Raw genomic sequence first — 24979 nt, 5'->3', positions numbered from 1 at the left:
ATGCGTGGCGGCCGGCATGACGGCTCGCCGGGCGTCATCGCGGCGGGCCACCGACGCCGACGAAGTCCTGGAAGGCATACTGCGGACAGCCCTGCCCGGCGGCGGTCACTACCTCCGGCGCGGCCGCGGCCACCGCGCGGCGGGAAAGGTGGGCGGGCATTGCGGGGACCTCCGGCAGGGAGAGGACGCTCGACGCCTTCCAGCCTGCCGTCGCGCCGGCGCCCCGGATGTGCGAAACCGCACATGACGTCGTGCCGCGGGCGGTGCGGCCGCCGGCTCGGGAGGCGAGGATGCGGCAGGACGGAGGGTGCAGCGCGGCGTCCGGGCAGCGTGCCGGGCCTGGCCTGCCGGTCGTGCCGCCATCGCGCGCGGTGGTGCGGGAGCGCAAGCCGCCGAATGCCCTCGGCCTCGATCCACGGCCTGCCCGGCCGAGCCGCACGCGGGACGTCACCGCATGAGCGGCACGCTGGCGGACATCCCGTTCTTCCGCGGCCTGCCCGCCGAGACGCTGCGCCCCCATGGCGATCGCGCGCTGTGGCTTGTCGCCGCGCCGGGACGGCTGATCCTTGATTTCGACGATCCGTCGGACGACGTGTTCTTCGTGTTGTCGGGTGGCGTGCGCGTCACGGTGCGCACGCCCGGTGGACGCGAGCTGATCCTGGATGACGTGCCCGCGGGCGGCTTCTTTGGGGACATGGCGGCGATCGACGGCGCGCCGCGCTCGGCGTCCGTCACGGCTCTCCATCGAACTCGGATATGCCGCCTGCCGGGGGCGGCCTTCATGGCGATCCTCGCCGAGGCGCCGGTGTTGTCCCGACGGATGATGCAGGTTCTGACCGCGCGCATCCGCGAGGCGAACGCCCGGATGCTGGAATTGACAAGCCTCGATATCCGTCACCGTCTCTATAGCGAGTTGCTGCGCGCCGCGGCGCCGCCCGCCGCGGATGGCAGCCGCAGCATGTCGCCTCCGCCGGTTCAGCAAATCCTCGCGCTGCGCATCGGCGCCCGGCGCGAGGCAGTGTCGCGCGAGGTGGCGCGGCTGCTGCGCGAGGGTGTCTTGGCACGCAGCCGCGGCGCCCTGGTGATCCTTGCGCCGGAGGTGCTGGAACACGCCGTCGCGGCGAGGCTCGCGACGTGAGGCGGATGGTTCGGGCGAGACGCCTCGCGGGCGCCAGCAGGCCGAGAGGCCAGAGAGAGTTGTGTTCCCAGTTCTCACCGCTACGCCACCCCCGCAGACCGGAACGCCTATCTCGGCCTTTCGGCCTCGCCGCGAGCAGCGGGTTTCCCGCGGTGTTCGCGCGCGGGCTTTTGGCCGCCGGCGCCGGAGGTGGTGCTGCCGGAACGCATCGGGCGAGTCACGGCCGGCCAGACCCGTCTCGAGGCGGAACTGCTGCTGCCCTCCGCCTTGCTCGATCGGTCGGTGCTCGACCCCCACACGCCGGAATGCCGGGTGTCGATTTGTTCTCGTCGGCGTGCGGCGTCTCGGAAGCAACCTGGACCCGTACGGCGGCGATCACGGCCGGGCTGTCGGACACCGATTTTGTCGCGGCCGCCTTCACCCGGCAGGCGGGCTGGGCGGACTACGGCCGGGTCACCATCAACAGCGGCGCCAATGCCGGCGCTCGGCGCGAGGTGCGCAGCCATGGCGCGGACGGGCTGATCGAGCTGTGGGAGCCCTTTGCGGCGCCGCTCGTCGTCGGCGACACCGTCTCGATCACTGCCGGCTGCGACAAGCGCCTGGCCACCTGCCGCGATCGCCTCGCCAATGGCGCCAGTTTCCGCAGCCTCCCGCACCTCCCCGGCACCGACGCCACCTGCCGCTATCCCGACGCACGATGACCCGGACGACAGGAGAGCACGCTGATGCGCGCCTCAGATATAGGCGAACTCCTCCTCCGGCGGCCGGACCTGCAGTGCGCGTTCGACGATGTCGGCGAGCGTGGTGCCAACGGGCTTCAGCCCGGCCCGTGCGCAAGCAGCACACATCTCGTCCAGCATTTCGCGAAAGCGCTGCGTGAAAGGATCGGCGGCGTCCCGGAACTCGAACATGTTGTGGCTGATCGCGTTCAGCACCGGCACTGCCGGCGCGCGCGCCTTTACCTGGTCGACGATGTTCTCGGCGATGCTGCGATAGGTGATGCCAAACTGACCCTTCCAATCCGTGTCGGGGCGGAAGTCCGCTGGCATGCGGCGGCCGTTCGGCGCCGTCAGGACCTGCGAAAAATCCGCTGAGAGCGGCATGTTGCCGAACTCGAGCTCGCCCGCGAGCTGGCGAAACGTGGCGTTGGCGCGGTGCGGGTCCGGCTCGCAGCCGGTCCAGACCGAGCGCGTCGCACGATACACTCGCTCTGGCGCCGAGATCGAGCCGCCGCGGAAGCCGAGCGCGGCGAGCACGCGAAAGGTGCTGTCATTGGCCGAGAAGGTGCCCGGGCGGAACCAGCTTGGATGGCGGCCCATCGCCTCGTGGAACAGCACAGAGGCCTCGGCGAGGAGCGCCGTGCCTTCCTGCTCGGTGAGGTCGCCGAAATGGCAGCGGTATTTCGCACCCTGGTAGCGCGAGAAGGCGTATTTCCAGGGATGCATGTGCAGCCCGACGCAATGGCCGTCGGCCTCCAGCGATCTGAACATCGCCGCCTGGGCGGTGATCGTCTCGGGATGGACGAAGAAGGTGCAGGGGAAGCCGTATTCGCGCGCGATGCCGACATAGCCGGTGACCGCGCGCTCGCCCATCGCCCAGTCGCGCGGGCCGGTGGCCTTCGGATGGCTGGTCGCCGTGCTCGGCTCACAGTCCATGGTGATGACGACGCTGATCTCCTGCACTGTGCGCGTTCCTATGGCTGTCGCTTGATGTCGAAAGCGAAGGTGGATTCGTCGGCGCGCCCGACCATGGTGAGCCGGCCGCGCAGCGCCCAGGTGTTCATCTGGAAATGCAGCGGGATCAGCGCGGCATCTTGCATCGCGATGCGCTGCGCCTCGGCCAGTATGCGGCCGCGCTCGGCGCTGTCCGTGGTGCGCGCGGCAAGCGCGATCCGCGCATCGAGACGTACGTTCGAATAGCGCCCTCGGTTGTTGGTGCCGAGCCCGGCGGCCATGTTCTGCGTCGCCAGTGTTGCTGTCAGCGCCGACAGCGCCTCGCCGTTTGCGGGGAAGGCAGTGAGGTAGACGCTGAATTCCGGCGTGCCGAGTTCCCCGCCCGATGTTGCTCGGGTGAAGAAGACGTTGCGCGTATAGGTCTCGAGCGTCGTGCGGATGCCGGCGCGGGTGAACATTTGCGCCACCGCCTCGGCGATGCGCGCATCGTTTACGTAGCGGTCGTTCGGCGAATGCAGCGTGATATGGAAGCCCTCGGGATAGCCGGCCTGGGTCAGCAGGGCGCGCGCCTGCGCCGGATCGAAGCGATCAGGGCGCAGCGCCGGATCATGACCGAGGAAGCCTTCCTGCACGAGTTGCCCGGCCGGGACGGCGGCGCCGTCCATGATGCGCTCGACAATCGCATCGCGATTGACCGCGAGCGACATTGCCCGGCGCACGCGCGCGTCGCGCAGCGGGTTGGGGTGCAGCAGCCGGCCCTGGTTGTCCCGGACATGCGGGGTGACGTCGCGGTTGCTGTCGAGCGAGAGGAAGACGACGTAGCTCGAGGGCACCTGCACCACGGAGACGCCGGCGGTGCCGCGCAGCCGCGTGATGTCGGTGGTCGGGACATGGTCGATCACGTCCACCTGGCCGCCGAGCAGCGCCGCAACGCGGGCCGGATTGGAGCGGATCAGGCGGATCATCACCTGCCGCCACCCCGGCCGCTCGCCCCAGTAGCCGTCATTCACCGCAAGTTCAACGCGCTCGCCCGGCCGGAACTCGCCGAGGCGGAAGGGGCCCGTTCCGATCGCCGCGCGACCGCTGTTGAACTGCTCGGTCGTCGCGCCCTCCGCCGCGCGGCGGGACACGATTGCCACCATGCCAAGGTCGTTCAGCATGAGCGGATAGGGCGCGGCGGTCGTGATGCGGATGGTGTGCGGATCGATCACCGTCACCATCTTGCCGCGCGTGAACAGCGCGAAGCTGCCGGGGCTGTTCTGCACCTGCGGCACACGCTGGAATGTGAAGGCGACGTCCTCTGCCGTAAAGGGCGAGCCGTCGTGGAAGGATACGCCCCGCCTCAGGCGGAACTCCCAGGTGCGGTCATCCACCACGCGCCAGGATTCCGCCAGCCCCGGCATGGGCTGCAGCCGCGCATCGGTGTGGATCAGATTGTCGAAGACGTGCCGCGCAACCTGATTGTTCGGCGCCGCATAATGGAAATGCGGGTCGATCGAGGTCGGCTCCTGCTGTACTGCGATCGCCAGATTCTGCGCTGGCGCGGAGGCTGGACCCACGGCGGCGAAGGCCAGGGCGGCGAGCAAGGAGGTGACGATCAGGCGCATGGGGCGTGCCTTCCAGACTTGCTCCGAAGAAGCCTATGGCGCGCCTGTGGATCGCGCAAGGCAATGGGCCGCTGACCCGCAGGTAATCCATGCAATCAGCCGTCGCCGATCACGAGCGCCATGATCATGCTGTCCGCGAACAGTAAGGGATGAGGCAGATGACGGGGCACGACGTTGTCGCTGAGGCGAGGCGCTGGCTCGGCACGCCACTGCGGCAACAGGCCCGGCTCCGCGGCGTCGGCGTGGACTGCGGCGGCCTGGTGGTTTGCGTCGCCCAGGCGCTCGGCCTGCCCGTGCAGGATCAGCCGCCCGGCTACACTCGCCTGCCGGACGGCATCAGCCTGCGCACCTGCGTCGAGCGCCAGTGCAGCCGGACTGCGGACCTGGAATCCGGTGCCGTGCTGCTCATGCGCTGGGCGGCAGCCGCAGCATCTCGCGAGCGTCACCACTCTTTCAGAGGGCTTGGGCATGATTCACGCCTGGGCCGGCATCCGCCGCGTCGTCGAGCACGGCCTCACGCCCGAATGGCAGGATAGAATCGTGCAGGACAACGCAAGAGCGCTGATGTACCGCCTGCCCGGTGTGGTCTCCCGGGAAGATCCGCACTGATGGATGCGACTTCTGGGTTCCAGAGCGGTCCTCGCAGCTCGTCGGGAACGCGGACACGCGGGACGCCTTGACTGCCCTGGTGTGCCCGCCTGCGGCCTGCACGTCAGGGTGATCGCGGACTAGGGTGGCGCAATGACCGAACCGCCCGCCGCCATTCCCGCACTCTCGGAGCGCGACCGCACCCGCCTGGCATGGTGGGTGCTCGGGGGCTGCTTCCTCGCCTTCACCCTCAGCGCCAGTCTGATGCACGCCTACACGGTGTTCCTGCTGGCCTTCGTGGTGGAGTTCGGCTGGACCCGCGCCGAGGCCAGCATCGCCTACTCGGTGGGGCAGGTGGTCGCCGGCGTCAGCTCGCCGCTCGCGGGCGGACTGGCAGACCGTCTGGGCTCGCGCCGCATGGTCATGCTCGGCGGCTGCCTTCTGGCGCTGGGCCTTCTGCTCAGCGCCTTCGCGCAGACGTTGTGGCAGGTGGTGGTGCTCTACGGCGTAGTGATGACGCTGGGCGCGAACTTCGTCGGCATGGTGGTCTTCGTGCCGCTGATCTCGCGGCTGTTCGCCACCCGGCGGGGCATGGCGGTCTCGGTGCTGCAGTCTGCCAACGGCGTGGGCCGCGCCATCTCCGCGCCGGTGGCGCAACTGCTGGTCAGCGGTATGGGCTGGCGTAACGCCTACCTGCTGCTGGCAGCCGTGCTGACAGTGCTGGTGCCGCTGGCGAGATTGCTGCCACGCCGCGAGCGGGAGCCGCCGGCGGCCGGCGCGACGGCGGGCGTGCGGGACTGGACGCTCGCCGAGGCGGCGGCGACCTGGCAGTTCTGGGTGCTGGGCCTCGTCTACATGCTGACCAGCATCGGCAGCTTCCTCGTTTCTCTGCACCAGATGGCCTTCGCCGTGGGGATGGGGTTCGAACCGCTCTACGCCGCCGGCGTGCTCGGGCTTGGCGCCTTCCTGGCGCTGCCCGGCGTGATCGTCACCGGCACGCTGTCCGACCGCATCGGGCGGGAGACCGCCGCCCTGGTGACCTACGGCATCTCGATCTTCGGCGTGGCCTGCGCCCTGTTCATCGAGGATTCCTCGCAGCACGTCATGTTCTGGCTGCACGCCTGCTTCTTCGGCATCACCTGGGGCGCCCGCGGGCCGGCGATCACCGCCAAGACGGCGGACCTGTTCCCCGGCCCGCGGCTGGGCACCATTCTCGGCGTGATCACCATCGGCTCGGGGCTCGGCGCCGGGATCGGCTCCTGGGCGGCGGGGCTGCTGTTCGACCTGACAGGATCTTATCGCCTCGGCTTCTGGCTCTCCATGGCGGCCTATGCGCTGGGCGCGCTCGCATTCTGGACCCTTCGCCGGCCGGTCAAATGCTAAGGCCGCCCGTGGGGTTTGCTTCCCGCCCAACCACCACAAACTCGCGGTCCTCCCGAGACAGGCTCTGACCCATGGCCGCGCTCGCCCTCTCCGTCGCCGACAGCATCGTCGGCGGCACCATCGGCGGGCCGCCCGGGGCGATCCGCGCGCGCATCCAGCAGATCAGCGACACCGTCGGCCGCGGCGCGGCCTGGGAGGCCATCCTATGACCACCGCCCCGCGTCTCGCGCTGCCCTACATCCTCACCCAGCGGGCGCAGAAGGAGGTCACGCACGCGGCCGGGCTGAACCGGCTCGATGCGCCGGTGCAGCCGATCGTGCAGCAGATCAGGCTGAACAAGCCGCCAGCTTCGCCGGCAGATGGTGCATGCTGGATCATCGGCACCAGCCCGACCGGCGTCTGGGCCGGGCAGGCGAACCGGCTGGCGCAGTGGAGTTGGAACGGCATCGCCTGGACGCTTGCCGCGCCACAGCTGCTGCAGGCGAGCGTCACCGACGATCCGCCGACCCTCGCCGCCAGCACTGGCGTCACCACCAGCCTGACCGGCACCGGCGCAGTACTCGGCGGCTATGCGCGCGCGAGTTTCTCGCTCGATCTGCAGGGGATCACGCTCACCGCATGAGTGTCGGCAGCGGACACGGTCAGCGTGCGGTTTCAGAACGGGACGGGGGGCGCCATCGATCTGTCGAACGGGACGCTGCGAGTGCGCGTGGGGAAGGCATAGCGTATCGGATCGGCGGACGACGCCAGTTCGATTTCGAGGCTCTGCGGCTCTGCGGCCTGCCGGATGACGCGCCGGCGAGGTGCCTCGGACTGCCGGCAGGGACGTGCACCCTGGCGCTGGCGACGTGCTGGGACCTGCCGAACCTCGCCGCCGGTGCGACGGCGAATGTCGATGTCACGGTGCCCAGGCCGTGGCGGGGCGCCGTCGCGGATGCCTCGCTCGACACCAGCAACATTGCCCTCGTGCTCAACTACCACGTCTAGCGGACCGACAAGGTGCGCATGACGACACGACGTCAGCTTCGACGATTGATCTCGCCGCGGCGCCCCTGGCTACGCAAAAAGAATCGGGTGATGTCGGCCACGCTGTGCGTGCCCTGCTCCGACGCCTGCGGAGGCGTGGAAGGGAGAGGCTGTATACCAGCGGTTGCGAGCTCCTGGAGGAGGGTCGTCTGAGCCCCAGCCGGTTGGCAACAAGGGTGCTTCCGGCGACAAGACTCTCGCGTGCAGGTGATGGAGCGTGGCCGCCTTGGCGTGCCGTAGTCCTGGATCCGAACCCTCCGGCGCTGGTTACTTTAGCGACTGCCTTCGCAGGATGAGGGAATGAGCCGTGCCATGCGCAGCCACGGACAAACCGACCATCCGCACCGTGACGAGACTGGGCACCACCCACGTCACGACCACCCAAGGCCTCGCGAGGAGCATGGGCCGAACTACGGACGGAAGCACAGCGAGGCGCCGGACCCTCCCGAGCCGCCGGAGCCGCCTCAGCCCCCCGCCGAGCCACTGATCCTCTTCACTGCCGCCGGACCCGACGAGGCAGGCGGATTCTCGCATGCCCTGTGGGCAAGCGGCGGGACGGCGGAAGGCACGGTCCGCCTGGCGCCCATTTCGATCATTCCCGCTCAGGTGACCGCGCTCGGTGAAGGCGTCGCGGTGTTCGCCGGCGGGCCGCGCGGCGATATCGAACCCTGGGTGACGGACGGCACGCCAGAGGGAACGCAGCTGTTGCGCGACATTCGGCCGGGGACCCTGTCGCCGGAAGCGCCGCCGCCAAGCTTCTCCTTCCGCCCGTTCCGCGATGGTCTTGCGCTGTTCCGCGCCGATGACGGCGTGACGGGGCCAGAGCCCTGGGTCACCGACGGCACGGCGCAGGGCACGCGTCTGCTGGGCGACCTCACACCGGGCCCGGATGGCAGTGACTTCACGCACGTCCTCGCCCTCGGCGACGAGCTGGCGCTGTTCCGCAGCGGCGAGCAACTCTGGGTGACTGACGGCACTCCCGCCGGAACGCGGCCGCTCGGCGGTGTGGATGCGACTGCCGCGCTGGAACTCGGCTCGGGGCTGGTCCTGCTGAATGGGCGTGATGCGGCGCACGGCGCGGAGCCGTGGGTAACGGACGGCACGCCGGAAGGCACGCGCTTGCTCCGCGACATCGCGGCAGGCAGCAGCGATCCGTCGCAGTTCACGCGGCTCGGGACCGGGCAGGCGATCTTCCTCGCAACGGATGAGGAACATGGCCGGTTACCCTGGATCACCGACGGGACGCCGCAGGGCACCAGGCTGCTCCCCGACCTGGCGCCGGGCACCTTCGTGGCACTCGATGACGGGCGCGTCGCCGCAATCGTGTCTCAAGGAGGCCCGGCAGGCGGCTTCTCGCTCTGGATCACGGATGGCACCGCCGAGGGCACCGAACGCTACCTCGACGTGGAGGATGCCAGCCTGAGCATCCCGCGGTGGTATGGGCTGCTGTCCGGCGGACGTTTCCTGTTCGGCGCAAGCGATGCGGAACATGGTGCGGAGTTCTGGGTCAGTGACGGCACGGCGGAAGGTACCCGGGTGCTCGATGCCACGCCGGGGCCCGGGGGTTCCCTGAGTTCAATCGGCGCCGCCGCCCGGCTCGGCGACGGCAGGGTCGTGTTCAGCGGCGGCGGCCCGCTCCGGGTCACGGACGGCACCGAGGAGGGCACGCTGCTGCTGGTGAGCGATATTGGCACGCCTACTCAGGTGGGACAAAAGATCCCCTCGCCCTATCGCTTCGTCGCACTCGCCGACGGGCGCGTGGCCTTCACAGCACGTCATCCGGAGTATGGGATCGAGCCCTGGGTGACCGACGGAACGCCGGAGGGCACCCGACTGCTGGTGGACCTCACCCCAGGCAACTGGGGGAGCAACCCTACCCCGCCAGCGCCACTCGGCGACGGTCGGGCCCTGTTCGGCGCGGGAAATCCGGGTGGATACGCTCCGGGCAGCAGCCCCGAGGTCTACGTTACCGACGGCACGCCGGAGGGAACGCAGATCTTTCCGACGCCGTTCCTTGGCGGCGCCCAGCCGCACGGCTTCGCCGCACTCGGGGATGGGCGTGCGCTCTATGCCGCCACCTACAGCCCGGGGGGCGGCTCTTTTCCATCGAACCAAGCCTATGACGAGCTGTGGGTGAGCGACGGCACGCGCGAAGGGACGCGGCTGGTCGCGGACATCTACCCCGGTCAGCCGGGCAGCCGGCCGGGGGAGATCACGCCGCTCAGCGGCGGACACGCGGTCCTCAGCGCGAGCACGCCAGAAGCGGGGCGCGAACTGTGGGTCAGCGATGGCACGGAAGCCGGCACGCGCCTACTCGCCGATATCGCGTCCGGGGAGGCAAGCAGCGATCCTTTGGGCATCATCGCCTTCGGCGAAGGGCTCGCCGCCTTCGCCGCGCACGCGCCGGGGATTGGTACCGAAGCCTGGGTTACGGACGGCACGGAGGCGGGCACGCGCCGGCTTGCCGACATCGCGCCGGGTGTTGCGAGCAGCGATCCGGCGGGCTTCGCGGCGCTTGGCGAGGGGGTTCTGCTCTTCACCGCAGATGACGGCGTGGCAGGACGCGAGGCCTGGATCAGTGACGGCACGGAAGCCGGCACGCGCCTGCTCGCCGATATCGCGCCCGGGGAGGCGGGCAGCGATCCCTCGGGCTTCGTCGCGCTCGGCGACGGCCGCGCGGTGTTCCGTGCCGATGACGGCAAGCATGGGACGGAGTTGTGGGTCACGGACGGCACGCTGTCCGGCACCTTCCTGCTACGCGATCTTGCCCGCGGCTCGGTCTCTGGCGCTACGGGCGACATCGGCGCAGCGGGCGACGGGCGCGCGCTGTTCGGCGCGGATGACGGCAAGCGCGGAATGGAACTTTGGGTCACGGATGGGACGCGTCCCGGCACGCATCTCCTGGCGGATATCGAGCCGGGGCAGGAGGGCAGCAATCCGGCCGGCTTCCTGGCGTTCGGCGACGGCTCCGTGTTGTTCGCAGCAACGGATGCGGCGCATGGGCGTGAGCTCTGGCAGACGAATGGTACGGCGCAGGGTACGTGCTTGGCGCGCGACATCGAGCCCGGGGAGCAGGGCAGCGATCCAACGGGTCTGGCGTTGCTGCGCGAAGGTGTCGCTGTCTTTGTCGCCACGGACGTGGCGCATGGTGCAGAGCCCTGGACCAGCGATGGTACGACGGGGGGCACGCGACTTATCGAGGACCTCGTGGTCTTCCCGAACAGCAGCGGCGGGGGTGACTACATCTCGCTCGCGCCGGCTGCCGGGCCGCCGGCCGCGTCGGATGCACTGCTCGGATAGGCAGGGCCACGGCCCGGAAGATAAGGCCCACCACCATCGGCCGAGCGACTTTCCAGCGTTGTCGTCCACGCGACCAGCGGGTCGGGGCTGGCCCGGGGGAGGGCAATCGCTGTTCGGTGGCAACCTCGACACGCCGGCGCAGGCCGGCGTCCTCGTCCGCTGCCACGTGCGCCTTGCAGCCGTGCACGGACTTGCGCCGCCGATGACCCGCCCAGCGTGCCTTTCCCGTCGCCGCGGATGCTGGCGGCTGGGACTGGCGTGGTGTCAGAAACCTTGTCGGTTCGAACCATTACTCCCTTCAGCTCGAACGGGCGCCTGATCACTCGAACAACGCTCGGTTCAGCCTCCGGCGAACCAACTCGCGCCGGAAGCGGAGGAAGGCGTTCCGGTGAACCGGCTCGAGGCGAACCGGCTGGCGCAGCGCATCGGCGGCACATGAGCCTTCTTCGCGCCCTTCGTCGGGCTGGTGGTGTTCGATGTCATCGCGCTCGCGCAGGTGCGCTGGGACGGCAGCGCCTGGGTGATTGTCGCGCCGCGGCTGCCGCAGGCAAGCGTGACCTACGATCCGCCGAGCCTCGCTGACGGTGAAGGCGTCACCACCGACCTGACCGTCACCGGCGCCGCGCTTGGCGACTTCGCGCGCGAGCTTCTCGATCGTTCTGCAGGGGATCAAGCTGACGGCGTGGGTGTCGGCGGCGAACATCGTCAGCGTCAGGTTTCAAGACGGGACGGGCGGCGCGATCGATCTCGGCAGCAGCATGCTGCGGGTGCGGGTGGAGCAAGGTTGAGGAAGACACGAGGGAGAGGCACGCGGGAACCCCACCACCCCCTTTGGAGGATCTCGTCTCGTCAAGATGGATCGCGTGGCGGATGGCGGCCTGAAAGCCAGCCGCCATCTACGGCGACCACCTCGCCGGTGACGAAGGATGCGTCCGAAGAGGCCAAGAACGCGATGACGGCAGCCACCTCTTCCGGTCGTCCGGCACGACGCATCGGTGTCGGCTCGAGCATGGCGCGCTGATAATAGCGGTCGTTATGCAGACGGTCGGCCGTCATCGCCGTCTCGATCAGGCCGGGCGCAACGCCGTTCACAGCTATCCCTTCAGGCGCCAGGTCGGCCGCGAGTTGGCGCGTGAGTTGCGCCACCCCGGCTTTGGCCACGGCATAGGGCGTAGAGCCGGGATAACCCGCCAGACCAAATACCGACGCTACATTGATGATCCGTCCGCCAGGCCGCGGCAGATGCGGCAATGCTGCCCGCGTCACGCGCAACACGGCCGTCAGATTGGTGCCGATGATGAGGTCAAGCAGCTCGTCGTCGCAGTCCCGCAGCGGACGCGAGCCGCTGATGCCGGCGTTGTTGACGAGGATGTCGAGGCGGCCAAAGTTGCGAAGCGCTTCCTCGACGATGCGCTCACCTGCGCCTGTTTCCGCAACATCGATGCGGAGCGGATGACAGTCGAGCGCGCGGGCGCGGTCCGAAACCGCCTCGTCGCGATCCACCAGCAGGACAGAGGCGCCCTCGCGCGCAAGCCGCTCGGCGGTCGCGGCCCCGATGCCACGGGCGCCACCCGTGACGATGGCGGCGCGGCCGCTGAACCGCCCGTCGCTCATGCTTCCTCCAGCGTCAGATGCCGCCGCACCGCATCATCCGCCGCGGCAAGCGCCTGCGTGTCGCCGGTCCAGACGATCCGCCCCTCGTCGATCATGGCGTGACGATCGGCGACGGCACGGCAGACCTCGAGGCTCTGCTCGACGAGGAGCATCGGCAGCCCCTCGTCCTTCAGCGTGCGGAGCAGCGCGACCAGGCGCTCCACGATCACCGGTGCAAGGCCTTCGGTCGGCTCGTCGAGCAGCAGCAGGCGCGGGCCGGGCATCAGCGCCCGCGCGATCGCGAGCATCTGCTGTTCGCCACCCGAGAGCTTGCCGCCCGGCGTGCGGCGGCGCGCGGCGAGTTGCGGGAACATCGCCATCGCCGCCTCGAAGGTCCAGCGCGAGCCGCGGCGAGCCGCGATGCGCAGATTCTCCTCGACGGTCAGCGCGGCGAAGATGCCGCGATGCTCGGGCACCAAGGACAGGCCCAGGCGCGCCACCGCATGCGGGGGCATGCCGCGCAGGTCGCGCCCGCCGAAGACCACGCGGCCTGCCTGCAGGCGCAGCAGCCCCGTGATGCAGCGCATCGTGGTGGACTTCCCCGCCCCGTTGCGGCCCAGCAATGCGACCGTCTCGCCGGCGCCGATGCTGAGCGTCACGCCATGCAGGACCCGGCTCTTGCCGTAACCGGCCTCCATTGCATCGAGTTCCAGCAGCGCTGTCACATCCCGGACCCCAGATAGGCCTCACGCACGGCGGCGTCGCCGCGGATCAGGGCAGGGGGGCCCTCCGCAATCGTCCGACCCTGCGCAAGCACCGTGACCTGCTCCGAGATGTCGAGCACGACGCGCATGTTGTGCTCGATCAGGACGACGGTGCGTGCCGGTGCGAGGCCGCGGATCAGCTCCTTCGTGCGATGCACGTCGTCGATGCCCATCCCGGCGAGCGGCTCGTCGAGGAAGATGATCCGCGGATCCGCCGCAAGCGCCATCCCGATCTCGAGCGCGCGCTGGCCGCCATGCGAGAGGTCGCCGGCCCGCCACGAGATCCGCGCCGTCAGCCCCACCTCCTCGGCCACCGCCTGCATGCGCCCGAGGTCGGGGTCCACGCCGCGCCAGAAGATCCAGGGCTGCGCGCCGGAGACGGCCTGCAGGGCGAGGCGGAGATTCTCTCCCACCGTCAGCTCGGGGAAGATGTTCGTCACCTGGAAGGAGCGCGCCATGCCGAGATGGACGCGCCGATGCGCCGGCAGCCGCGTGACGTCGCGCCCGGCCAGCACCACCCGGCCCTCGCTTGGCGAGAGCCTGCCGGTGAGCACGTTGAAGAGCGTGGTCTTGCCGGCGCCGTTCGGGCCGATGACGGAATGCACGGTGCCGGACATCACGCTCAGCGTCACCTCGGACAGCGCGCGGAAATCGCCGAATCGGACGCCGATGTCCTGGGTCGCCAGGAGAGGCTCGGTCACGAGCGCGTCCTCCCTGGCCGGAGGCGGCGGAACAGGCTCGCCGCCCCGCCCCAGAGCCCGCCGCGCATGAAAAGGACGATGGCGATCAGCATGAAGCCGACCAGCATGAGCCAGCGCGGCCACAGGGAGGAGAGCAGGTCCGCCATCAGCACGTAGAAGCCCGCGCCCAGGAAGGGGGCCGCCGGCGCCCCGGTGCCGCCGATGATCGCCATGATGATCAGCCGCTCGCTGATCTCGAGCTCGATGACATTGGGGGGCACGAAGCCGAGGAAGATGGTGTGCATCGCACCGGCGAGCCCGCCCAGCATCCCCGCCAGCGCGAAGGCGGCGATCTTGAAGGCGCGGACGTCGTAGCCCAGCGCCTCGGCCCGCGCCTCGTTCTCCCGGATCGCGCGGAGCACCGAACCGAAGGGCGATGCGCTGACCCGCTGCACGAGCAGGAAGGCGGCGAAGGCCAGGAGGGCGAGCAGACCATAGGCCGTCTCGGCGGTCGCCAGCGTCCCAAGCCCGCCGAGCAGCGGCGGTCGCGGGACGCCCGTCAGGCCATTCTCGCCTCCCGTGTAGTCCTTCAGCGCGAGCATCGCGAAATAGCCCATCTGCGCAAAGGCGAGCGTCAGCATCACGAAGTACACGCCCCTCCGGCCGACGGCGAGCACGGCGAGCATCCCCGCCGCCAGGCCGGACGCCGCGGCGCCGACCGCAACCGCCGGCAGCGTCGCCCAGCCATGCTCCCGCAGCAGGATGGCGGAGACATAGGCGCCGATGCCGAAGAAGAGGCCCTGGCCGAAGGACAGCAGCCCGACCATGCCCAGCAGGAAGGCGCAGGACATTGCCGCCACGGCGAAGACCACGAGCTCCGAGGCAAGCGTCACGGTCGGCAGGACGAAGGGCAGCGCGACCAGCGCGACGGCCACGCCAGCCGTGCTCAAGTCGGGGAAGCGTCCCCCTTCGCGGAAGGCGCTCATGCGCGCCCCATCAGGCCGGCGGGCCGCGCCAGCAGCACGAGCGCCATGGCGCCGTAGATCATCAGCCGCGCGCCTTCCGGCCAGAGGCTGCTCATCACGCTCTGCACGATCCCGATCAGCAGCCCGCCGAGCAGCGCGCCGGTGAAGGAGCCGATGCCGCCGACCACCACGACGACGAAGGCGATGCCCAGCGCCTCCAGCCCCATGAAGGGTTCCACGCCCCGCAGCGGGGCGGCGAGGGCGCCCGCAAGGCCCGCGAGCGCGCCGCCGAGCGCAAAGGCGCCGAGGAACACACGATGGATGTTGATGCCGAGCAGGCTCACCATTTCCGTGCTCTCCGACCCGGCGCGCAGGATGGCGCCGAAGCGCGTGCGCTCCAGCACCAGCCAGAGCAGGAGCGCCACGACGGCCGCAACCGCCACGACCGCGAGGCGGTACGCCGGGTAGACGAAGGGCCCGATGAACACGATGCCGGAGAGGAAGTCCGGCACCGGCACGTTCTTCGCGAGCGGGTCGAAGATCAGGATCACCGTCTCCTGCACGATCAGGGCGACGGCGAAGGTGATCAGGATCTGCGCCTCGTGCGGCATGGCATAGGTGTGCCGCAGCAGCAGCCGCTCCGCCGTCACCGCCACCAGGGCGGCAACCAGCGGGCCTGCCAGCAGCGCCCACAGCATCGAGCCGGTCAGCTGGCTGATGACATAGGCCGTATAGGCGGCGACCAGGTACAGCGCCCCGTGCGCGAAGTTCACGAAGCGCATCAGGCCGAAGATCATCGTCAGCCCGACCGACAGCAGGAAATAGATCATCCCGATGCCGATGCCGTTCAGCACCTGGAAGACGAGGACCTGGCCCGACACGCCCGCGTTCCCGGCTCAGCTCATCCGGCAGCCGGTCTGCTCCGGCGGCTGGAAGGCCTTGGTGCCGGCCACGATCTCTGCGAAGTCGTTCGGGTCGCGCATGGCTGAGCGCGCCTTGCCGAGCATTAGGTAGTAGTCCTTGATCACTTGGTGGTCGTCGGCCCGGATGATCTCTCTGCCCGTGGGGCCGTCGTAGCTCAGCCCCTCGAGCGCGCGGATCAGCGCCGGCACTTCGGCTGTGCCGGCCTTGTTGACGCCTTCCACCAGCATCTGCGCCACGGCCCAGCCGCAGGCCTGGAGGTAATTCGTCGGCCCGTTCGTCTTCTGCCGCACCACCTGCTGCAGCACGCGGTTCCCCGGCGCGTCCACCCCGTGCCAGTAGTTCACGCCGAAATGGACGCCCTCGCAGATGCTGGGGCCCCAGGCCTGGTACTGGTCGAGGCCGGTGGACCACGGCACGACGATCTTCGTGTTGCGCTTCATGCCGAAGGAGACGGCCTGGCGCACGACGTCGAGCGTCTGGTTGCCGAAGTTGCAGATCGCGAGCACGTCGGGCTGCGCGGCGATCGCCGCAGTGATGTAGCCGGAATACTCCCGCTCGCTGAGCGCGTGGTAGGAGTTGCCGACATGCTGGTGCCCGGCGCCCTGCAGGACGGCTTTCAGGTTCGTCAGCAGGCTGTCGCCGAAGACGTATTGGCCGGTGATGGTGTACCAGCGCTTCGCATTCGGGTTGCGTTCGATGAAGGGCCGCAGCGTTGCGTTGATCGCCGTGTAGCTCGCGCCCGGCCAGCGGAAGGAGGAGCGATTGCACTCCGACCCCGTCGCCTCGTCGGCGCCGGCCATGTGGATGTAGACGCCGCCGCGGGCGTGCACTTCCTTGGCCACCGGCAACGCGATGGAGGAGAGCGTGCAGCCCACCACGTGGCGCACGCCCTGGCCCATCGCCTCCTGGACATGGCGGACGGCACGGCCGGGATCGCCCTGGTCGTCGAGCAGCGTGTAGCTGATCGGGCGTCCGGCCGCCGTGCGGTAGTGCTCGAAGGCCCATTGGGTGCCCTTGTGGAGCAGGTCGCCGATGTTGGCGAAGGTGCCGGAGAGCGAGTAGACGCCCACCACCCTCAGCGGATCGCCCTGCGCCCGCGCGACGGTAGGCGCGGCGAGAAGCCCGGCTCCCGCGCCCAGCAAGGTCCTGCGTTGCATGTTCATGTCCTCCTCCCTCGTTCCGCCCTACTGAGCCGGTGCGCGGGCGGCGCGCGCCCGCTTCTCCAGCCACCATCCCCAGGAGGGATGCCAGTCCGAGAAGCCCGGATCCGCGCCGAGCGCCTGCGCAGCGTGCAGGGCCCAATGCGGATTGAAAAGCGCCTCGCGTCCGATCGCCACGATGTCGGCGCGGCCTTCGCGGATCACCGCATCGGCGAAGGCCGGCGTGGTGATGAGCCCGACCGCGATGGTCGGCACCCCGGCCGCTTCCCGGATGCGCTCGGCGAAGGGGACCTGGTAGCCCTCCGGCCGGCGGATCATGCGCGTCGTTGTCCGCTCGCCAAGGCCGCCGGAGGAGCAGTCCACGAGGTCCACGCCGAGGGCCTTCAGCGCGCACGCCGCCGCCACGCTGTCCTCGAGCGTCCAGCCTTCCGGCTGGTCGTCGATGCAGGACAGGCGGACGGAGAGCGGCAGATCGCCCGGCCATGCGGCGCGCACCGCCTCGGTCACGGCGAGGAGGAAGCGCATGCGTCCCGCACGGTCGCCGCCCCACCGGTCCTCGCGCCGGTTCGAGAGCGGCGAGAGGAAGGAGTGGATGAGATAGCCATGCGCGGCATGGATCTCGAGGAAGCGGAACCCCGCGCGCGCGGCGCGGCGCGTCGCCGCATGGTAGGCGTCGATGGTGCGGGCGATGTCGTCCTCGTCCATCGCGCGCGGCTCGTGCCAGCCGGGGTTGGCCGGGGCTGCGCTGGCGGCCAGGGTCGGCCAGGGCGGGAAGCCCCGTGCGGCATCTGCCTCGCTCAGCGGGTTGTAGCCCTCCCATGGCCGGCCGACGCTTCCCTTGCGCCCGGCATGGATGAGCTGCGTCGCCGGCACCGCGCCCGCAGCGCCGAGCGTCTCCGCGATCGGCTTCAGCGTCTCGGCCTGCTCGTCGGTCCAGATGCCGAGATCATGCCAGGTGACGCGGCCTTCCGGCGTCACGCCCAGCGCTTCCGTCATCACCGTGCCCGCGCCACCGATCGCCTGCCGGCCGTAATGCTGCGCGTGGAAGGCATTGGGCAGTCCGTCGCGCTCTGCCATGTACTGTTGCATCGGCGAGACCATCACGCGATTGCGGAAGGTGACGCCGCGGATCGTGAGCGGGGTGAAGAGGGCGGCGTCGGTCATCCGGCGAATCCCATCCTGTCGCGGGCCCAGGCCCATGCGATGCCGAGCGCGATGGCCGGCTTGCGTGCCGCATGCCAGGCGATCGGCGCAATGTCGGTGCGCGGCAGGGGCGCCTCCCTGCCGGCATGGATGCGCGCGGCGAGCCATTCCCCCATCAACGTCGCCATCGCGACGCCGCGGCCGTTGTAGCCCAGGCCGACGAAGAGCCCCGGCGCAGGCTCGTGCACGCGCGGCATGCCGTCCAGCGTCAATGCCACCTGGCCGGACCAGCGGTACTCGATCGGCAGCCGCGCCGCCTCCGGGTAGAGGCGCGCCAGCGCGCCCCGGAGCGCGCGGAACAGCGCAGCGCGCTCCTCCTCGCCGGCCGCCCCGCGGCCACCGAGAATGAGGCGGCCGTCCGGCGAGCGGCGGAAGTAGAAGGCCAGCCGCCGCGTCTCGGAGACGCATTCGCCGCCGGGCAGGATGCGCGCCGCCAGGGGCTCCCGCAGCGGCGCGGTCGCGATCTGGATGCTCTGCAGCGTCAGCAGCGTCTTCGCCAGGCCGGGCACAAGGCCATCGGTGTAGGCATTGGTCGCGACGACGACACTGCGCGCACGCAACGCGCCCCGCGGCGTCTCGATGCGCCAGCCGCCCTGTTCCCGTACGAGGCGCTGCGCCGGGCTGTCGGCATGCAAGGTCGCGCCGGCCGCCCGCGCGGCGCGGGCGAGGCCACGGGCATAGGACAGCGGATGCACCGTGCCCGCGCGCCCGTCGCGCCAGCCGCCGACATACTCCTCGGTGCCGGTCCGCGCCGCGATGGCGCGGGCGTCCAGCATCTCCACCGGCGCGCCGGCCTGCTGCCACTCCGCGCCGCGGCGCTGCACGCGCGCCAGTGCCGGCGCGGCGTGCGCGGCCTGGATCCAGCCATGGCGCACCGGGGCGCAGCGGATCGCATGGCGCGCGATGCGGGCGAAGACGGCATCGGCCGAGGCGCCGACAGACGATGCCAATGCGGCGCCGCGCTCCTCGCCGAAGCGGGCGCGCAGTTCCGAAGGGTCGAGCTTCACGCCGGGGATCACCTGCCCGCCATTGCGGCCCGATCCGCCCCAGCCGATCTCCCGCCCCTCGACAAGGGTGACGCGCGCCCCGGCCTCCGCCAGGTTCAGCGCCGCCGAGAGGCCCGTATAGCCGCCGCCGATGACGGCCACCTCCGCCGTTGCCTCACCGACCAGGGAACGCGCCTCCGCCGCCGGCTCCTCGGCCGTGGCGGACCAGAGCGAGTCGCGATGGCTGTCCGCCGAGCGTCCCATGCCGTCAGCCGGCCCCGGTTGCCGCGCCGACCAGGCCATCGGCACGGTCGCGCTCCAGCGCGGCCGGATCGCGCTCCGCCGGATCGCCGTAGCCGCCGCCGCCGCCGAGCGCGAGCGTCACCACATCGCCCTTGTGCAGCTCGATCTGGTCCTTGGAACGCAGCGCCATGCGCTGGCCGCCGCGCAGCACCTCGCACCAGCCGGTCGTGCCGTGGCCGCCGCCGAACAGGCCCTCCGGCGCGCGGCGGAAGCGATCGGAGTACAGCGCGAGCCGCGTGCCATCCTCCAGGATCTCGAAGCGGCGGATGAACCCCGCGCCGCCGCGATGCCGGCCCGGGCCGGCGCTGTCCGGGCGCAGCGCGTAATCGGTGACGCGGAAGAAGGAGAAATCCTGGTCCATCGCTTCGACCGGCGTGTTCGAACAGTTGGACAGCGGATTGTCCACGCCGTCGCAGCCATCGCTCGTCGCCGTCGCGCCGAACCCACCTCCATAGACCTCGAGATAGACGGACCAGCCATGCGAGCGCAGGTGCGACAGGCAGAAGGAGGTCGTGGTGTCGAATCCGCAGGCGATCACGCGATCCGGCACCGCCTGGGCGAGCGCCTTCATCACGGCGTTCCAGGCGCGGGAGCAGGCTTCCATGCGCGCGCGCACCGGCGCCGGGTGGCGCGGATTGAGCAGCGAGCCGTGCGGCGCCTCCACCGCGACGGGCCGCATCGCGCCGTCGTTGAACGGGATGTCCGGGCTGGTCAGCGCCGCCTTGATGGCGGAGACGGTGGCGGAGACGGTGGAAGCGAAGGGTGCGTTCAGGTTGGTGCGGACCTGCGGCGACGTGCCGGTGAAATCCACCGCGATGCTCTCGCCCTTCACGGTCACGGTGGCGCGCACCGGCAGCGGCGTGTCGGAGATGCCGTCGTCGTCCACCGCATCCTCGCCGACATAGACGCCGTCGGGCACGGCGGCGATGGCGGCGCGCATGCGTGTCTCGGAATAGTCCTGCAGCGCCGCCATGGTCGCGCGCAACTTCTCCGTGCCGTAGCGCCTCGCAAGTTCCTGAACGCGCAGCACGCCGACGGCATTGGCCGCCATCTGCGCGTCGAAGTCGCCCATGGTCTGGTGCGGCACGCGCACATTGGCGCGCAGCAGCCGCTCGAAGCCGCCGCCATGCCAGTCCCGCGCCAGGTCGATCTTCATCGGCGGGATGATGAGGCCTTCGGAATAGACATCCACCGCCGCCGGGTTCAGCCCCGGGCTGCCGCCGCCGAGATCGAGGTGATGCGCCACGGAGGCGGCGAAGCCGATCACCTCGCCGTCCACATGGATAGGGTGGAAGATGAACACGTCCTGCAGGTGCTGCCCGCCGGAATAGGGATCGTTGATGAACAGCGCCTCGCCCGGCTTCAGCGTCTGCGGCGGGAACATCTCGGCGCAAGGGCCGAAGATGCGCCCGATGGTGCCGAGCTGCATCGGGATGAGCTCGGCCTGCGCCACGGTCTGGCCACGCGCATCGAGCAGTGCGGCGGAGCCGTCGCGCGCCTCGCGCAGGATGGTGGAATAGGCGGAGCGGATCAGCTTCGCGCCCATCTCCCGCGCCGCGGCAATGAGCGACTGGCTGAGGATGGCGTATTCGACCGGATCGAGGCGCATCAGGCGGCCCTCCGCAGGATCAGGTTCCCAGCCGTGTCGCGGCTGGCGCTCCAGCCTTCCGGCACCCAGGTCGTGGAGGAATAGCCCTCGATCAGGGCGGGGCCCGCGACCTGCCCGGCGAAGGACGCGGCGGCGATCTGCTGCACCTCGATGGTGCGACCATCGGCGGTGCGCACCGGCGTGCTCGCGGCGCGCGGCGGGGAGCCTTCGCGCTCGCGCACCTCGGGAAGCGAGTCGAGGCGCCGGCGCACGCCGTAGCGCAGCGAGACGATCTCGGCCTTCCGCCCGGGCTCGCCGCCATGCAGGTAGACGCGGCGATGCGCTGCGGTGAAACGCTCCGCCAGGTCGGCGGCGGTGAGGCCGGCCAGCGCGCCCTGCTCGATCGCGACCGGGATCTCGAACGCCTGGCCGACGAAGCGCATGTCGGCCTCGAGGCCGAACTCCAACGCGCCGTCGAGGTCCAGGGAGCGGAACTCCTCCTCCGCCATCCGGCGCAGCCTGGCCTCGGCCTCGCGCAGCGCCGCAGGCGCGGCGCCGTCCAGCGCCATGCGCCGGGTGACGCCATAGACCTTCACGTAGTCGGCCGAGAGCAGGCCGAGTGCCGAGATCACGCCGGGATTCGGGGGAACGAGGATCTCGGAGATGCCGAGTTCTTCCGCGATCTCGGCCGCCAGCAGCGGGCCGGCGCCACCGAAGGGAAGCAGGGCGTAGTCGCGCGGATCCCGCCCGCGCTCCGTCGAGACCAGCTGGATGGCGCGCACGATGTTGGCCACGGCCAGCCGGATCGCTGCCGCTGCAGCCCCACGCACATCGGTACCGAGCCGCGCGGCCACATCGGTGAAGGCGCGGTGCGCCGCCTCCTCGTCCAGCCGCATCGTGCCGCCGAGGAAGCTCTCCGGCCGGATCGTGCCGCGCACCACATGCGCATCCGTGACCGTCGGCAGCGTGCCGCCACGGCCGTAGCAGGCCGGCCCGGGATCCGCGCCGGCGCTGCGCGGACCGACGCGCAGCATGCCGCCCTCGTCGATCCAGACGAGGCTGCCGCCACCCGCCCCGACGGAGACGATGTCGAGGACCGGCGTACGGATCGGCAGCCCATCCACCTCGGTCTCCGGCGCCAGCGCGGCCTCGCCGCGCTGCACGAGCGAGACGTCGGTGGAGGTTCCGCCCATGTCGAAGGTGATGAGGTCCCCGCACCCGGACCGCGCGGCCTGGCGGATCGCGCCGACCACGCCGGCAGCGGGGCCACTGAACAGCGCCGTGATGGCGTTGCGGCGCATCGCCGCCGCCGGCAGCCGCCCGCCATTGGACTGCATGACGCTGAAGCGGCCGCGGAAGCCGGCCTCCGCCAGCGTCTTGCCGAAGCGGTCCAGGTAGCCATCGATCACCGGCTGCACATAGGCCGACAGCAGCGTGGTGGAGGCGCGCTCGAACTCGCGGAACTCGGGCGCGACCGCATGGCTCGGCGCGACGCGCAGGCCAGGCAGCGCGGCGCCGATCATCTCGGCAAGCCGCATCTCGTGCTGCGGTGCCGCATAGGAGGAGAGCAGGCAGATGGCGACGGCGGCGTAGTCGCCGGCGGCGAGGGCGGGGATCAGATCGCGCGCGACCTCCGCCTCGTCCAGCGGCAGCACGACCTCGCCGCGGGCGTCCACGCGTTCGGTCACCTCGAAGCAGTCGCGCCGGCGCACTGGCGGCGCGGGCTTCGCATAGCGCAGGTCATAGATGCTGCGCCGGTCATGGCGCTGCAGGAAAAGGATGTCGCGGAAGCCGCGCGTGGTGACGAACGCCACCGGCGCACCGCGGCGCTCCAGGATGGCATTGGTGGCCACGGTCGAGCCGTGCACGAGGTCGGTCACGGCGCTGGCGGGTATGTCGCCGGCGAGCAGGGCGTTGAAGGCGCCGATGTCGGGGCTGCGAGGCGTGCTCGCCACCTTGGCGACAACGGCTCGCCCGCCGTCGAGCGCGACGAGATCGGTGAAGGTGCCGCCAACCTCGATGCCGACCCTCATAGTTCTCCTTCCAAGGACCCACCCTTCAACGCTATGGTAGGCATACCCGCTGGACTTACAGCAAGGGTGAAAATGGAGGCGGCAGAATTTCAATGGATGAAGGCGGCGCGGCATCCGTCGGTCAGGACGGCCAGGCCCTGGCCGGCATCGGCCGACGCCTGCGCGACCTGCGTCGCCGGCGTTCCTTGACGCTGCAGGCGCTGTCGGAAGAAAGCGGCGTCTCGACCGGCATGCTGAGCCAGATGGAACGCGGCGTCTCCGCGCCGTCCATCCGTACGCTGCAGCGCGTGGCGGAGGCGCTGGAAGTTCCGATCGGCTGGTTCTTCTCCGATGCGCCATCCTCCAGCGGCGCACCGCCCTGGGTGCTGCGCCGCGCCGACCGCCGCAGGCTCTCGCTCGGTGCCAGTGGCGTGACGAAGGAGCTCCTTGCGCCGGCCGGCGATGGCGCCATCGAGTTGCTGTACGTCACGTTGGAGCCAGGCGGTTCGTCGGGCCCTACGCCATATGCACATGCCGGTGAAGATGCGGGACTGGTGATCGAGGGCAGCTTGCGTCTTGAAGTTGATGGGCAGGGTTGCGTCCTGTTGGCCGGCGACGCCTTCCGTTTCCGGAGCAGCCTACTCCACCGGTTCGAAAACGCGGCCTCGAGCCGAACCGTCGTGCTCTGGGCGGTTACGCCGCCATTCTACTAGGCGGAGTGCGCCAGGGACGGTTCGATCCCATTTGCACCACTCCGGCAGGCATCGAAGGAGGTCACGCACGCTGCCGGGCTGAACCGGCTCGACGCGCGCGTCCAGCCCGTCGTGCAGCAGATCGGGCTGAATGCGCCGCCCCGCTCGCCGGCACAGGGAGCATGCTGGATCGTCGGCACCAGCCCGACCGGTGCCTGGGCCGGCCAGCCGAACCAGCTGGCGCAGCGTATTGGTGGCGCATGGTTGTTTTATGCGCCGTTTGTTGGGCTGGTGGTGTTCGATGCAGCCACGCTGCCGCAGTGGGGCTGGATCGGCAACGCGTGGGTGCTGGTCGCACCGGGGCTGCGGCAGGCGCGGGTCAGCTTCGATCCTCCCAGCCTGGCCGCCGGCGAAGGCGTCACCACCACAGTGCCTGTGCCCGGTGCGGCGCTCGGCGACTTCGCGTGCGCGCGTTTCTCGATCGAACTGCAGGGCGTCACGCTGACGGCGTGGGTGTCCGCGGCGGACGCTGTCAGCGCGCGGTTTCAGAACGGGACAGCAGGCGCAGTCGATCTGGGCCGCGGGACGCTGCGGGTGCGCGTGGAGAAGGCATAGCCGCAAGCCAATCCGGACCGTATGAACCGACTACTCTCTCTCTTCAGCTACACTGCTTGCGCGGCCCGTCCGGCGCTCCGCTCCTGCCCGCCGCTCTGCGCAACGCGGTGTTCCGCAGTCTGATGAAGAACAACCTGCTCACCGAGATCAACGCCCCGCGGGAGCATGTCGGGCTCGGCTGGCGGCAGGATGACGAGGGCACCTGGAATGTGGCGCGCATAACGGACGAGGGGCTGCGCGCGATCGGCTTCGACCCGAACGCGGGCGACGCGGTTGGCACCACGGAGTCCACGACGGCGCCCGACGTCGCGCCGGGGGAAAGCCCTGCGGCCGCCGCCGAAGCCACCCAGGCCGCGCCTGGCGGAGAAGGTGGCCCTCCTCGACGAGGCCCTCGCAGCCGCCACTGCCACGCCCCGCGCCAGCCTCCGCGACGCCGCTGCGGCGGTGCTGGCCGCCTGGGCTGACGAAGACAACCGCGCGGGGCGCCCTGGACGGCCCCAGGCAGGCGCTCCGAGGTGCACTGGCGGGCAAGCCCGCCCGCGCCCTGCGGAAGCCGCGCGCCGCGCGCAACCCGCGCGAGGGCACGAAGCATGAGCGGGGGCTGGCCATGCTCCGGGGGCGACAGTGGCGCAGATCGCCGAGGCGCCCGGCTGGGCGCCGCACACGGTGCGCGGGTTTTTCGCTAGACCCGAGTAGCCCAGGCTGGAATCGGCTTGTGATTGGATGCGGCGCGGCAGGGTGTGATTCGTAGGCGTCCAGCTTTGGCTGGAGGCGGAGAT

At 70.4% G+C, this 24979-nt stretch carries 27 protein-coding genes and 1 pseudogene; 13 read left to right on the top strand and 15 right to left on the bottom strand.

The annotated features are described in order from the left end of the window. Positions 1–34 precede the first annotated feature (34 nt). Complete coding sequence (locus tag ACESM1_RS23045; RefSeq protein WP_372623560.1) at positions 35–160, bottom strand: hypothetical protein; 126 nt, start codon at positions 158–160, stop codon at positions 35–37. Between the two features lie 130 nt (positions 161–290). Here ACESM1_RS23045 and ACESM1_RS23040 point away from each other — a divergent pair, with 130 nt between their 5' ends. From ACESM1_RS23040 to ACESM1_RS23030, 3 genes are all read left to right on the top strand, one after another. Continuing rightward, positions 291–458, top strand: coding sequence for a hypothetical protein (locus ACESM1_RS23040; protein WP_372623559.1), 168 nt, complete (start codon positions 291–293; stop codon positions 456–458). Then, positions 455–1138, top strand: a complete 684-nt coding sequence (locus ACESM1_RS23035) for a Crp/Fnr family transcriptional regulator (RefSeq protein WP_372623558.1) — start codon at positions 455–457, stop codon at positions 1136–1138. Before ACESM1_RS23040 ends, ACESM1_RS23035 begins: the two co-directional genes overlap by 4 nt. Positions 1139–1458: 320 nt before the next feature. Continuing rightward, positions 1459–1839 (top strand): phage BR0599 family protein, encoded by a 381-nt coding sequence (locus ACESM1_RS23030; protein ID WP_372623557.1) that lies wholly within the window; start codon positions 1459–1461, stop codon positions 1837–1839. Between the two features lie 33 nt (positions 1840–1872). Here the strand turns inward: ACESM1_RS23030 and ACESM1_RS23025 are convergent, their stop codons facing one another. The 3 genes from ACESM1_RS23025 to ACESM1_RS23015 form a co-directional block, all read right to left on the bottom strand. Beyond that, positions 1873–2820: a polysaccharide deacetylase family protein gene (locus ACESM1_RS23025; protein ID WP_372623556.1), complete on the bottom strand. Its 948-nt coding sequence runs from the start codon at positions 2818–2820 to the stop codon at positions 1873–1875. 11 nt (positions 2821–2831) lie between these two features. Continuing rightward, positions 2832–4418, bottom strand: a complete 1587-nt coding sequence (locus tag ACESM1_RS23020; RefSeq protein ID WP_372623555.1) for an ABC transporter substrate-binding protein — start codon at positions 4416–4418, stop codon at positions 2832–2834. 95 nt (positions 4419–4513) lie between these two features. Then, positions 4514–4888, bottom strand: a complete 375-nt coding sequence (locus ACESM1_RS23015) for a hypothetical protein (protein WP_372623554.1) — start codon at positions 4886–4888, stop codon at positions 4514–4516. Here ACESM1_RS23015 and ACESM1_RS23010 point away from each other — a divergent pair. The 6 genes from ACESM1_RS23010 (at position 4887) to ACESM1_RS22985 (ending at position 10715) form a co-directional block, all read left to right on the top strand. After that, positions 4887–5027, top strand: a complete 141-nt coding sequence (locus tag ACESM1_RS23010) for a hypothetical protein (RefSeq protein WP_372623553.1) — start codon at positions 4887–4889, stop codon at positions 5025–5027. The two genes, ACESM1_RS23015 and ACESM1_RS23010, sit on opposite strands and share 2 nt — an antisense overlap. 132 nt (positions 5028–5159) lie before the next feature. Beyond that, on the top strand, positions 5160–6389 hold the full coding sequence (locus tag ACESM1_RS23005; RefSeq protein WP_372623552.1) for an MFS transporter: 1230 nt from the start codon (positions 5160–5162) through the stop codon (positions 6387–6389). Positions 6390–6460: 71 nt separating this feature from the next. Continuing rightward, positions 6461–6598, top strand: coding sequence for a hypothetical protein (locus tag ACESM1_RS23000; protein ID WP_372623551.1), 138 nt, complete (start codon positions 6461–6463; stop codon positions 6596–6598). Then, complete coding sequence (locus ACESM1_RS22995; RefSeq protein WP_372623550.1) at positions 6595–7011, top strand: DUF2793 domain-containing protein; 417 nt, start codon at positions 6595–6597, stop codon at positions 7009–7011. Before ACESM1_RS23000 ends, ACESM1_RS22995 begins: the two co-directional genes overlap by 4 nt. Then, the gene (locus tag ACESM1_RS22990) at positions 7008–7376 is read left to right on the top strand and encodes a hypothetical protein (RefSeq protein ID WP_372623549.1); all 369 of its coding nucleotides are present in this window, start codon (positions 7008–7010) and stop codon (positions 7374–7376) included. Before ACESM1_RS22995 ends, ACESM1_RS22990 begins: the two co-directional genes overlap by 4 nt. A gap of 339 nt (positions 7377–7715) precedes the next feature. Continuing rightward, a complete protein-coding gene (locus ACESM1_RS22985; protein WP_372623548.1) occupies positions 7716–10715 on the top strand; it encodes an ELWxxDGT repeat protein in 3000 nt (999 codons plus the stop codon). Positions 10716–11034: 319 nt separating this feature from the next. Here the strand turns inward: ACESM1_RS22985 and ACESM1_RS22980 are convergent, their stop codons facing one another. From ACESM1_RS22980 to ACESM1_RS22930, 11 genes are all read right to left on the bottom strand, one after another. Beyond that, complete coding sequence (locus ACESM1_RS22980; RefSeq protein ID WP_372623547.1) at positions 11035–11418, bottom strand: hypothetical protein; 384 nt, start codon at positions 11416–11418, stop codon at positions 11035–11037. Between the two features lie 146 nt (positions 11419–11564). Beyond that, positions 11565–12329: an SDR family NAD(P)-dependent oxidoreductase gene (locus tag ACESM1_RS22975; RefSeq protein ID WP_372623546.1), complete on the bottom strand. Its 765-nt coding sequence runs from the start codon at positions 12327–12329 to the stop codon at positions 11565–11567. Continuing rightward, on the bottom strand, positions 12326–13033 hold the full coding sequence (locus ACESM1_RS22970; RefSeq protein WP_372623545.1) for an ABC transporter ATP-binding protein: 708 nt from the start codon (positions 13031–13033) through the stop codon (positions 12326–12328). Before ACESM1_RS22970 ends, ACESM1_RS22975 begins: the two co-directional genes overlap by 4 nt. Next, positions 13030–13773, bottom strand: a complete 744-nt coding sequence (locus tag ACESM1_RS22965) for an ABC transporter ATP-binding protein (protein ID WP_372623544.1) — start codon at positions 13771–13773, stop codon at positions 13030–13032. Before ACESM1_RS22965 ends, ACESM1_RS22970 begins: the two co-directional genes overlap by 4 nt. After that, positions 13770–14738, bottom strand: coding sequence for a branched-chain amino acid ABC transporter permease (locus ACESM1_RS22960; RefSeq protein WP_372623543.1), 969 nt, complete (start codon positions 14736–14738; stop codon positions 13770–13772). The genes ACESM1_RS22965 and ACESM1_RS22960 overlap by 4 nt, the downstream gene beginning before the upstream one ends. Beyond that, complete coding sequence (locus ACESM1_RS22955; RefSeq protein WP_372623542.1) at positions 14735–15598, bottom strand: branched-chain amino acid ABC transporter permease; 864 nt, start codon at positions 15596–15598, stop codon at positions 14735–14737. Before ACESM1_RS22955 ends, ACESM1_RS22960 begins: the two co-directional genes overlap by 4 nt. A gap of 15 nt (positions 15599–15613) precedes the next feature. Next, positions 15614–16798 carry an ABC transporter substrate-binding protein gene (locus ACESM1_RS22950; protein ID WP_372623541.1) on the bottom strand — a complete coding sequence of 395 codons (1185 nt, stop codon included), beginning with the start codon at positions 16796–16798 and terminating at the stop codon, positions 15614–15616. Positions 16799–16825: 27 nt separating this feature from the next. After that, positions 16826–17965 (bottom strand): NADH:flavin oxidoreductase/NADH oxidase, encoded by a 1140-nt coding sequence (locus ACESM1_RS22945; protein WP_372623540.1) that lies wholly within the window; start codon positions 17963–17965, stop codon positions 16826–16828. Continuing rightward, positions 17962–19254: an NAD(P)/FAD-dependent oxidoreductase gene (locus tag ACESM1_RS22940; RefSeq protein ID WP_372623539.1), complete on the bottom strand. Its 1293-nt coding sequence runs from the start codon at positions 19252–19254 to the stop codon at positions 17962–17964. Before ACESM1_RS22940 ends, ACESM1_RS22945 begins: the two co-directional genes overlap by 4 nt. Before the next feature lie 4 nt (positions 19255–19258). Beyond that, positions 19259–20902, bottom strand: coding sequence for a hydantoinase B/oxoprolinase family protein (locus ACESM1_RS22935; protein ID WP_372623538.1), 1644 nt, complete (start codon positions 20900–20902; stop codon positions 19259–19261). Further along, positions 20902–22914: a hydantoinase/oxoprolinase family protein gene (locus ACESM1_RS22930; RefSeq protein ID WP_372623537.1), complete on the bottom strand. Its 2013-nt coding sequence runs from the start codon at positions 22912–22914 to the stop codon at positions 20902–20904. Before ACESM1_RS22930 ends, ACESM1_RS22935 begins: the two co-directional genes overlap by 1 nt. A gap of 92 nt (positions 22915–23006) precedes the next feature. On the opposite strand from ACESM1_RS22930, the gene ACESM1_RS22925 reads away from it, so the two are divergent. The 4 genes and pseudogenes from ACESM1_RS22925 to ACESM1_RS22910 all read left to right on the top strand — a co-directional run. Further along, positions 23007–23606, top strand: coding sequence for a helix-turn-helix domain-containing protein (locus ACESM1_RS22925; protein WP_372623536.1), 600 nt, complete (start codon positions 23007–23009; stop codon positions 23604–23606). A gap of 24 nt (positions 23607–23630) precedes the next feature. After that, a complete protein-coding gene (locus tag ACESM1_RS22920) occupies positions 23631–24200 on the top strand; it encodes a DUF2793 domain-containing protein (RefSeq protein WP_372623594.1) in 570 nt (189 codons plus the stop codon). 122 nt (positions 24201–24322) lie between these two features. Next, positions 24323–24664 (top strand): hypothetical protein, encoded by a 342-nt coding sequence (locus ACESM1_RS22915; protein ID WP_372623535.1) that lies wholly within the window; start codon positions 24323–24325, stop codon positions 24662–24664. A 157-nt stretch (positions 24665–24821) separates the two neighbouring features. Next, a pseudogene (locus tag ACESM1_RS22910) lies at positions 24822–24896 on the top strand (hypothetical protein); the annotation flags it as partial. Between the last annotated feature and the right edge of the window lie 83 nt (positions 24897–24979).

The sequence above is a fragment of the Falsiroseomonas sp. genome (assembly GCF_041690465.1).
Classification (GTDB): Bacteria; Pseudomonadota; Alphaproteobacteria; order Acetobacterales; family Acetobacteraceae; genus Falsiroseomonas.
This window is presented reverse-complemented; position numbering and strand designations above follow the sequence as displayed.